The organism is Haloferax sp. AB510 (assembly GCF_024136985.1).
In the GTDB taxonomy this organism is placed as follows: Archaea; Halobacteriota; Halobacteria; order Halobacteriales; family Haloferacaceae; genus Haloferax.
The window spans coordinates 1-8,619 of record NZ_JAMYJY010000133.1 but is presented as its reverse complement, the minus strand read 5'-3'; the positions used below and the strand labels follow the sequence as shown (position 1 = coordinate 8,619).

Annotated in this window: 6 protein-coding genes and 1 pseudogene; 2 read left to right on the top strand and 5 right to left on the bottom strand. The window is 67.4% G+C overall.

Annotation, left to right across the window (positions count from 1 at the left end):
* From NKF06_RS21050 to lipA, 4 genes and pseudogenes are all read right to left on the bottom strand, one after another.
* Positions 1 to 716: pseudogene (locus NKF06_RS21050) on the bottom strand (biotin/lipoyl-containing protein); the annotation flags it as partial.
* A 3-nt stretch (positions 717 to 719) separates the two neighbouring features.
* Positions 720 to 1,703 (bottom strand): alpha-ketoacid dehydrogenase subunit beta, encoded by a 984-nt coding sequence (locus NKF06_RS18420; RefSeq protein ID WP_115880462.1) that lies wholly within the window; start codon positions 1,701 to 1,703, stop codon positions 720 to 722.
* Positions 1,700 to 2,806, bottom strand: a complete 1,107-nt coding sequence (gene pdhA, locus NKF06_RS18415; RefSeq protein WP_253246244.1) for a pyruvate dehydrogenase (acetyl-transferring) E1 component subunit alpha — start codon at positions 2,804 to 2,806, stop codon at positions 1,700 to 1,702. Before pdhA ends, NKF06_RS18420 begins: the two co-directional genes overlap by 4 nt.
* Positions 2,807 to 3,095: 289 nt before the next feature.
* The gene (lipA, locus tag NKF06_RS18410) at positions 3,096 to 4,031 is read right to left on the bottom strand and encodes a lipoyl synthase (RefSeq protein ID WP_049920508.1); all 936 of its coding nucleotides are present in this window, start codon (positions 4,029 to 4,031) and stop codon (positions 3,096 to 3,098) included.
* Between the two features lie 630 nt (positions 4,032 to 4,661).
* Here lipA and NKF06_RS18405 point away from each other — a divergent pair.
* A complete protein-coding gene (locus NKF06_RS18405; RefSeq protein ID WP_058827400.1) occupies positions 4,662 to 7,001 on the top strand; it encodes a DEAD/DEAH box helicase in 2,340 nt (779 codons plus the stop codon).
* Between the two features lie 40 nt (positions 7,002 to 7,041).
* Here NKF06_RS18405 and NKF06_RS18400 read toward each other — a convergent pair whose 3' ends face one another.
* Positions 7,042 to 7,692 (bottom strand): HAD family phosphatase, encoded by a 651-nt coding sequence (locus NKF06_RS18400; protein ID WP_253246243.1) that lies wholly within the window; start codon positions 7,690 to 7,692, stop codon positions 7,042 to 7,044.
* 102 nt (positions 7,693 to 7,794) lie between these two features.
* Between NKF06_RS18400 and NKF06_RS18395 the strand changes: the two genes are divergently transcribed.
* Positions 7,795 to 8,526 carry an Sjogren's syndrome/scleroderma autoantigen 1 family protein gene (locus NKF06_RS18395; protein WP_253246242.1) on the top strand — a complete coding sequence of 244 codons (732 nt, stop codon included), beginning with the start codon at positions 7,795 to 7,797 and terminating at the stop codon, positions 8,524 to 8,526.
* Positions 8,527 to 8,619: the final 93 nt, after the last annotated feature.

Sequence of the window (8,619 nt, the reverse complement as noted above, 5' to 3'; positions counted from 1 at the left end):
CCTCGGGCGAGACGAACGCCTCGCCGTCGCGCATCTCGGTCGCGGGGACGGCGTTGAGGTCAACACCCTCCTCCTTGGCCAGCGCGCGGGTCGCGGGCGCGGCGAGCGTCTGCTCGCGATCGGCGCTCTCGGCCGACGCGGACCCAGACGTTCCCTCGTCGCGCTTCGCGGTCGCGGACTTCCCGTTGCTCTGGACGGTCCGCGGGCCGCTGGGTTCGCCCTCGTCGCCGTCGTCTTCCGCGGCGGCGCGAACGTCACCTTCGGTCACACGGCCGCTCGGGCCGCTGCCGTCGACGGATTCCGAGACTGCACGCCGAGTTCGCGGGCGAGCCGTCGACGCTCGGCGGGCGAACACGCGTGCCGCCGGACCCGGAGTCGTCGGCGGCGTCGGCGGCGTCGCCGGCGTCGTCGCTCTCGGCCGTCTCCTCGGTGTCGGCGTCCGCGCCTGCGGTCTCGGCGGCGTCCTCGTCGTCGCCACCCACCCGGATGGTGATGATGACGTTGCCGACGGGGACGACCTCGCCCTCCTCGGCGAGGAGTTCCTCAACCGTCCCGTTGAACGGCGAGGGCACGTCGACGAGCGCCTTGTCCGTCTCGACCTCCGCGAGCACCTGGTCTTCTGTCACCTCGTCGCCCGGCGCGACGTGCCACGTTACGAGTTCGCCTTCCGCGACGCCTTCGCCGACGTCGGGGAGTTTGAATTCCTTGAGCGCCATCGTTCAGAAGTTCACCGCCTCACGAATACCTTCTTCGACGCGGGCGACCGAGGGGAGGTAGTAGTCTTCCAACGCGTACAGCGGGTACGGCACGTCGTAGCCCGCGACGCGCTTGACCGGCGCTTCCTGGTAGAGCAGCGCCTCCTCCTGAATCGTCGCCGTGATTTCGGCGCCGAGGCCGCCGTTCTTCGGGGCCTCGTGGACGACCACCGCGCGGCCGGTCTTCTTGAACGACTCGACGATGGTCTCGCGGTCGAGCGGCGAGATGGTGCGGATGTCCACGACTTCGGCGTCGATGCCCTCGTCTTCGAGGTTCTCGACGGCCTCCAGCGTCGGGCGCGTCATCGCACCGAAGGTGAACACGGACACGTCCGTGCCCTCGCGGCGAACCGCGGCCTCGCCGATAGGGACCGTGTAGTCGTCTTCCGGGACTTCGCCGCGGAACGCCCGGTAGATGAGCTTCGGTTCCATGAAGATGACCGGGTCGGGGTCGCGGATGGCGGAGATGAGCAGTCCCTTCGTGTCGTACGGCGTCGAGGGGATGACGACCTTCAGGCCGGCCTCGTGCGCGTAGAACATCTCCTTGGACTCCGAGTGCGACTCGGGGGCGCGGATGCCGCCGCCGTAGGGCGCGCGGAGCACCATGGGGAGCGTGTAGCGGCCCCGGGTGCGGTTGCGGAACCGCGACATGTGGCTCACGATTTGGTCGAATCCGGGGTACATGAAGCCGGAGAACTGAATCTCGGGGACCGGCTTCAGCCCCATCGCGGCCATGCCGACGGCCGTGCCGATGATGCCGGACTCGGCCAGCGGCGTGTCGATGACGCGGTCGTCGCCGAACTCGTTCCAGAGGCCCTCGGTGGCCCGGAAGACGCCGCCGTTCTTGCCGACGTCTTCGCCCATGACGAGCACCTCGTCGTCGAGGTTCATCTCGGTGTAGAGACCGTCCCGTACCGCCTGCACGATGGTGAGGTTCTGACTGCTCATTCTCTGAGGAATCCTTCGTCGCCGAACTTCTCGCGGAGCGCCTCGAACTCCTCGTACTGCGCTTGAATCTCCGGGGTTCGCTCGGCGTATGCGTGGTTGAACATCTCGCTCGGGTCCGGACGCGGGTCGGACTCGGCCGCCTCGATGGCGTCGGCGACCCGCTGTTTCACGTCCGCCTCGATGGCGTCGACGCCCTCGTCGTCGATGCGGCCCGTCTCGCGGAGGAACGACTCCAGCCGCGGGATGGGGTCTTTCGCCTTCCACTTCTCGACTTCCTCGTCGTCGCGGTAGACGGTCGGGTCGTCGGCGGTCGTGTGCGCGCCGAAGCGGTACTGGACCGCCTCGATGAGCGTCGGCCGCCCCTCGCCCTCGGCGGGGTTCTTCGCCTTGTCGAGCGCCGCCTTCGTCACCGAGTAGACCGCGAGCGGGTCCATCCCGTCGACCTGCACGCCGTCGATGCCGTAGGCGGTCGCCTTCTGCGCCAGCGTCTCGGAGGCGGTCTGTCGCTCCCGCGGCACCGAGATGGCCCACTGGTTGTTGTTACAGAAGAAGACGTTCGGTGTGTCGAAGACGCCCGCGAAGTTCAGCCCCTCGTGGAAGTCACCCTCGGAGGTTGCGCCGTCGCCGAAGTAACAGATGACGGCCGTGTCGTCCTCGCCCTGAAGCTTCTTCGCCCACGCCGCGCCGGTCGCGTGGGGGATCTGCGAGGCGATGGGGACCGCGGGCGGAAAGAGGTTCACGTCCTCGGGCATCTCGTTGCCCTTCTCGTGGCCCATCCAGTACAGAAGCGTCTGCTTCAGCGGGAGGCCCCGGAGCAGCGACGCGCCGTGTTCGCGATAGCTCGGGACCATCCAGTCCTGTTCGTCGAGCGCGATTGCGCTGCCGATCTGTGCGCCTTCCTGTCCCGACAGCGGCGGATACGTCCCCATCCGCCCCTGTCGCTGGAGACTCACCGCCCGCGTGTCGAAGTGTCGGGCGAGACGCATGTACCGGTACATCTCGACGAGCGTCTCGTCGTCGATGTCGGGAACCTCGCCGACGACGGTCCCGTTCTCGTCGAGCACTCGTACCTGGTCCTGCGGGTCGCGCTGAAGCACGCTCACGGGAGAACCCTCCTGTTCATGGCAAAATCGACACCCGCCGGCGTTATATTGTTTTCGTATATAATTTACTTTGGCTCGGAATATTGCGGTTCGCGTCGTGCTATGTAAACTCACGCGAGGTAAAATTGGACATTTTCGCTTCTAAACGATTCTTCCTGACGTTCATTAGTGTGAACCCACACATCACCGAGAAATAATCGGAAATATCGACAGCATTGCAGGACTGTTTCGGGGCGGAACGGGGTCGGACCCGGTCGGTCGAGTCGCGCGGCATGGGGTGGCGCGCGACTTACTGTCCGGCGGCCGCGCGGGCGGCCTGTCGCGCCTCCTCGACGCTCGACCCCTCGCGGAGGAGCGCGTCCACGAACAGTTCACCGGCCTTGTACGACGACCGGACCATCGGGCCGGACGCGCAGTAGAGGAAGCCCAGTTCGTCTTCCGCGACGCGCCGCCACGTCTCGAAGGCGTCGGGGTGGACGTACTCGAACACGTCGAGGTGGCTCCGGGAGGGCTGGAGGTACTGACCGAAGGTGACGATGTCCACGTCGGCCTCGCGGAGGTCGGAGAGCGTCTGGTAGACCTCGTGGGCGTGCTCGCCGAGGCCGAGCATGACCGAGGTCTTCGTGTGGATGTCGGACTCGTCTGTCACCTGCTGGAGCACCGAAAGCGACTGCTCGTAGCCGGCGCGGCGGTCCCGAATCGGCCACTGGAGCCGCTCGACGGTCTCGATGTTGTGGGCGATGACGTCGGGGCCGGCGTCGATTATCTTCCGAACGTGCTCGGGTTCGCCCTGGAAGTCGGGAATCAGCACCTCGACGAGCACCTCGGGGTCGCGGCGCTTGATTTCGCGGATGGTCTCGGCGAAGTGGGCCGCGCCCTGGTCCGGCAGGTCGTCGCGGTCCACGGAGGTCAACACGACGTAGTCGAGACCGATTTCGGTCACCGCGTCGGCGACGTTCGCCGGTTCATCGGGGTCCAGTGGCTCCATCCCGCCGGTCGTCACGTCGCAGAAGTTACACCCGCGCGAGCACCGGTCACCCATGAGCATGAACGTGGCCGTCCCGGGGCCGTCGCGGCCGCTCCAACACTCTCCGAGATTCGGACAGTTCGCCTCCTCGCAGACGGTGTTGAGGTTCCGGTCCCGGAGCGTCGATTTGATATCGGTGAAACGCCGGCCCGATGGCGGTCGCATCTTCAACCAGTCTGGCTTCCGCCGCGTGCGCATAGGCAGTTCTTGCGAGGCGACGGGCAAAAACGTGAGGATTGGTCCGCCGTCTGTCGGGTTGCCGACGGAGCTACTCCCCGAGGCGACCGAAACCGCGTCGCCGTGACTTCGCCCAGCGCCAGTGCGCCCCGTGTTATCACGCCTTGTTCAGAATCGTTCAAACGAACACTACTATCTCGTAAAACGAAACGTTCGGACCGAATATATCACGGCTTTCCATCAAACAGCATGTACGACCGTGCTAGATATATCACTTAACTGAAAAACTTATATTCGAGTAAAGACTTCTGTCGAGTATGAACTGGAAACACCGCCGCAACATGACGAAGGCCGAATCGAAGAAGCACGAGGCCACCGCGGGGACGAACTGGTCGTTCATCGCCGCGCTCGCCGGCGCCGCGTAATCGGCCCGACGCCGAGGTCCCCGAATCCTCCCCCATTCCACCACACCACACCGCGTTCCGCTTGAACGCGCCACCAACCTCAGTCCCTCCGTTTTCCGCTCGTTCGACGCCGGCGAGCCACCGCGCCGGATGGAGAAACGCCTTTCCCCACGGACGACTCGGCTTCGTGTATGACGCTCGTCTTCGTCTCGTCCCCGACGCCAGCGCGCACCCGGAGGTGCGCCCAGTGAAAGTCGCCGAGGCGGTCCCCGAGTTCGCAGACGCCTTCGGGTTCGAGGAGTTCAACCGGATGCAGCGCGAGGCGCTGCCCGCCATCCTCGACACCGACCACAACGTCGTCGCCTCCGCGCCCACCGCCAGCGGGAAGACGGCGCTCGCCGAACTCGCCATCTGTCGGACCCTCCGCGACGAGGGGACGGCGCTTTTCATCGCGCCGCTCCGCGCGCTCACCACCGAGAAGGAAACGGAGTGGGAGCGCTTCGAGGACCTCGGCTACTCGGTGTACGTCGTCACCGGCGAGCGCGACCTGAACCCCCGCCGGGCCGCCCGCGCCGACATCCTCGTGATGACGCCCGAGAAGACCGACTCCGCGACCCGGAAACACGACTCGGCGCGCTACTCCTTCATCGAGGACGTGGACTGCGTCGTCATCGACGAGGTCCACCTGCTGGACTCCGAGACCCGTGGCGGCGTCCTCGAAGTCACCGTTTCGCGGATGCGCCGCATCTGCGACCCCCGAATCGTCGCGCTGTCCGCGACCATGCCCAACATCGACGACGTGGCGGCGTGGCTCGACGCGCCGGACGAGACGACCTTCGAGTTCGGCGACGACTACCGCCCCGTCGACCTCCACGCGGGCGTCAAGACCTACACCCACGGCGAGAACTCCTTCGCCGACAAGTACCGCCGCCTGTACCGGGCGTTCGACCTCGCGGAGCCGCACATCCGCGACGGCGGCCAGTCGCTCGTCTTCGTCTCCTCGCGGCAGGACGCCGTCCGCGCGGCCGCCAAGGCCCGCGACGAACTCGCGAAGCGTGACGTGCCAATCGGCGCGCGCGGCGACTACGACTTCCACAACGAGGCGAAAGAACTGAGCAACGACTCGCTCGCCAAGGGCGTCTTAGACGGCGTCGGCTTCCACCACGCCGGCCTCTCGCGGGACGACCGCGAGGCCGTCGAGGAGTGGTTCAAGGAGGGCAAGATTCAGCTCCTGTTTTCGACCTCCACGCTCGCGTGGGGCGTGAACCTCCCCGCCCGCTGCGTCGTCATCCGCGACACGAAACACCACGACCCGCTCGAAGGCGAGGTGGACATCTCGCCGCTCGACATCCTCCAGATGCTCGGCCGCGCGGGCCGCCCCGGCTACGACGACGTGGGCTACGGCTGGGTCGTCTGCGACCGCTCGGACCAGAACAAGTACCGCCGCCTGCTCCGCGAGGGCAAGGAAATCGAGTCCAGACTCGCCGAGGACCTCGACTCGCACCTCAACGCCGAAATCGCCATGGGGACCATCCGCGACCTCGACGACGTGCTGTCGTGGCTGGAGACGACGTTCTACTACCGCCGGGCGCAGTCGAACCCGGCGGCGTACGACTTCGAGGACCTCCGCGAGCGCGTCCGCGACGTGCTCGACCGCCTCGTCTCTCGCGGCTTCGTCGAGATGGACGACGATCTCTCCATCGACGCGACCCCGCTCGGGCGACTCACCTCGAAGTACTACCTCCGACTCGGGACCGCCTCGCGCTTCGCCGACCTCGCGGAACGGGACCGCATCACCGCCGACGACATCCTCGAAACCGTCGCGGGCGCGGCCGACTTCCGACAGGTGTCGGCGCGCCAGTCCGAGGTGGACGCCGTCGACTCGGTGCTGACGGGCGTTTCGACCACGCTCGAAGACGGCCCGAAGAAGGTGCTCGCCATCCTCCACGCCAGCATGGCGAACTCGACGCCGAGCGAACTCCGGAGCGACGCGTGGGTCATCAAGCAGAACGCGCTCCGACTGCTCTCGGCGCTCCGCGAGTTCCTCGACACCTTCGCGGACGCCCGCGCGGCCAACCTCGCAAAGCGCGTCGAGGCCCGCGTCGACAACGGCGTCAGCAGCGACGCCGCGGCGCTCACGGCCGTGGACGGCATCGGTCCCGGCCGCGCGCGAAAGCTCGCCACCGGCGGGCTCTCGACCCCGGCCGACGTGGTCGACGCCGGCGTGAAGGAACTCACTCGCGCGGGCCTCTCGCAGGGCGTCGCCGAGCGCGTCATCAAGAGCGCGAAGGACCTCCCCGCGCCCGACATCGACTGGGGCGACTTCCCCGAGTCGGTCGCCCGCGGCGAGAGCGACATGCACGACATCCGCGTGCGAAACGACGGCGGCGGCGGCTCAGTCGGTATCCGCGTCACCGTCAACGACGTGGAGATGTCTGCGAAGACGTGCTACCTCTCCGACGAGGTGGCGGTCCCCGTGGGCGTCTTCGGCGCGACGGACGACGAACTGGAGTTCGTCGTGGAAGTCACGTTCCCCGACCTGCCGCTGCTCCCGATTCGGGAGTCGCGGACGGTCCGGGTCGAATAACGGAAAAGACGCGGGCAGCCGATTTCTGGCCGCTTTTCGCCTACTCCTCGCCGAGCAACGCCGCCCGCAACTCCGCCGGCCCGTTCACGATTTCGTCCGCCCGCGAGAGGTCGAGGTCGGCGTTCTGCCCGCCGCGGTAGGCGATGGTGTACGCACCGGACCGGACGGCCGCTTCGATGCCGTTTATCGAGTCCTCGATGACGACGCACTCCTCGGGGGCGACGCCGAACTCGGCCGCGGCGTGCTCGTAGATGTGTGGCTCGGGCTTTCCCGGTTTGTCGATGTCGTCGGCCGAGAGCACGAGGTCGAGCGGGTCGAGGTCGAACCGCTCGCGGACGGTCGAAATCCAGTCCTGCGGGGCCGACGAGACGATTGCCACCTTCTTGCCCGCCGCGCGGAGGTCTGAAAACAGCTCCTCCGCGCCGTCCATCAGGACGACCTTCTCGCCGTAGACGCTCTCTGAGTTCTCGTGGTACGCCGCGATGAACTCTTCTTTCGTGACGGTCGTTCCGTACTCCGCGTCGAGGTAGTCGTATATCTCGCGGAAGTTCATCCCCGTTATCTCCTCGTGGTCGGGGTCGCCGGACTCGATAGCGTCGGCGAACACCCACTCGTCCTCGAAGGCGTGCCAGTACTGCTCGGAATCGACCAACACTCCGTCCATGTCGAACAGCACGACGTTCGCGTCCATGGTTCGCCCTCGGCCGCGGCCGACCAAAGAGCTTCGTGCCGCGGCATGGCTGATGAACCCCCGTACGAAGGTTCAAATCGGAACCGGCGACCACCCCGGCTCATGGATTCGATACGCGTCTTCGCCGGCGACTGCACCGTCAGCTTCGAGGGCTCCCGCGACCGCACCCAGCGCGGGCGGGTCGTCGTCGTCGCCAAGCCCGACCGTACCGTCCTCGTCCACGACGCCGGGGGCTACCAGCCCGTCGCGTGGCTGACCCGAGCCGACTCGCTGACCGTCGAGTCCGGACCGGGGTCGTTCGGCCTCGTGGCCCGCGCCGGCGACCAGACGCTCACGGTCGAGTCGAACGACGTGACCGGCCGCGCCGAGTACCCCGCCAGCGACGCGGGCGTCCCGGTCGGTTCACATCCCGACACCGGCGACCCGCTCGTCAGGACCAACGGGTCCGTCGTCGCTCTCGACTCGGGAACCGAGTACCGCCTGCCGGCGGGCGCGACCGTCCTCGACGAGACCTGTCGCGACTGCGGCCTGCCGCTGATGCGCGTCGAGCGCGGCGCGCCGTTCGAGGTGTGCATCGACCGCCGGTGCGACCCGCTGGACGACCACGTGAAAGCCCGGTTCGACGGCGAGTGGTCGTGTCCGGACTGCGGGTCGCCCCTCCGAATCATCCGGCGGGGCGGCCGCCTGCTCGCCGGCTGTGACGCCTATCCCGAGTGCGAGACGGCGTTTTCCCTCCCCGCGGGCGTCGTCGGCGACGACTGCGACTGCGGTCTGCCGATGTTCGAGACGAGTCGCGGTCGGCGGTGTCTCGACTCGACCTGCGAGGGCCGATGAGCCGCGACGACCCGCGGCGGCACCGAGGCGAGGTCCCTCGGAGCCGGAACGAAGGGCGGCGGGCGTGGCCCCGTCGCTGGCGACACGGCCGGC

Coding starts and splice junctions, on each gene's coding strand:
- NKF06_RS18420 (WP_115880462.1), bottom strand. CDS start 1,703: ATGAGCAGTCAGAACCTCACCATCGTGCAGGCGGTACGGGACGGTCTC.
- lipA (WP_049920508.1), bottom strand. CDS start 4,031: ATGCGCACGCGGCGGAAGCCAGACTGGTTGAAGATGCGACCGCCATCG.
- NKF06_RS18400 (WP_253246243.1), bottom strand. CDS start 7,692: ATGGACGCGAACGTCGTGCTGTTCGACATGGACGGAGTGTTGGTCGAT.
- NKF06_RS18395 (WP_253246242.1), top strand. CDS start 7,795: ATGGATTCGATACGCGTCTTCGCCGGCGACTGCACCGTCAGCTTCGAG.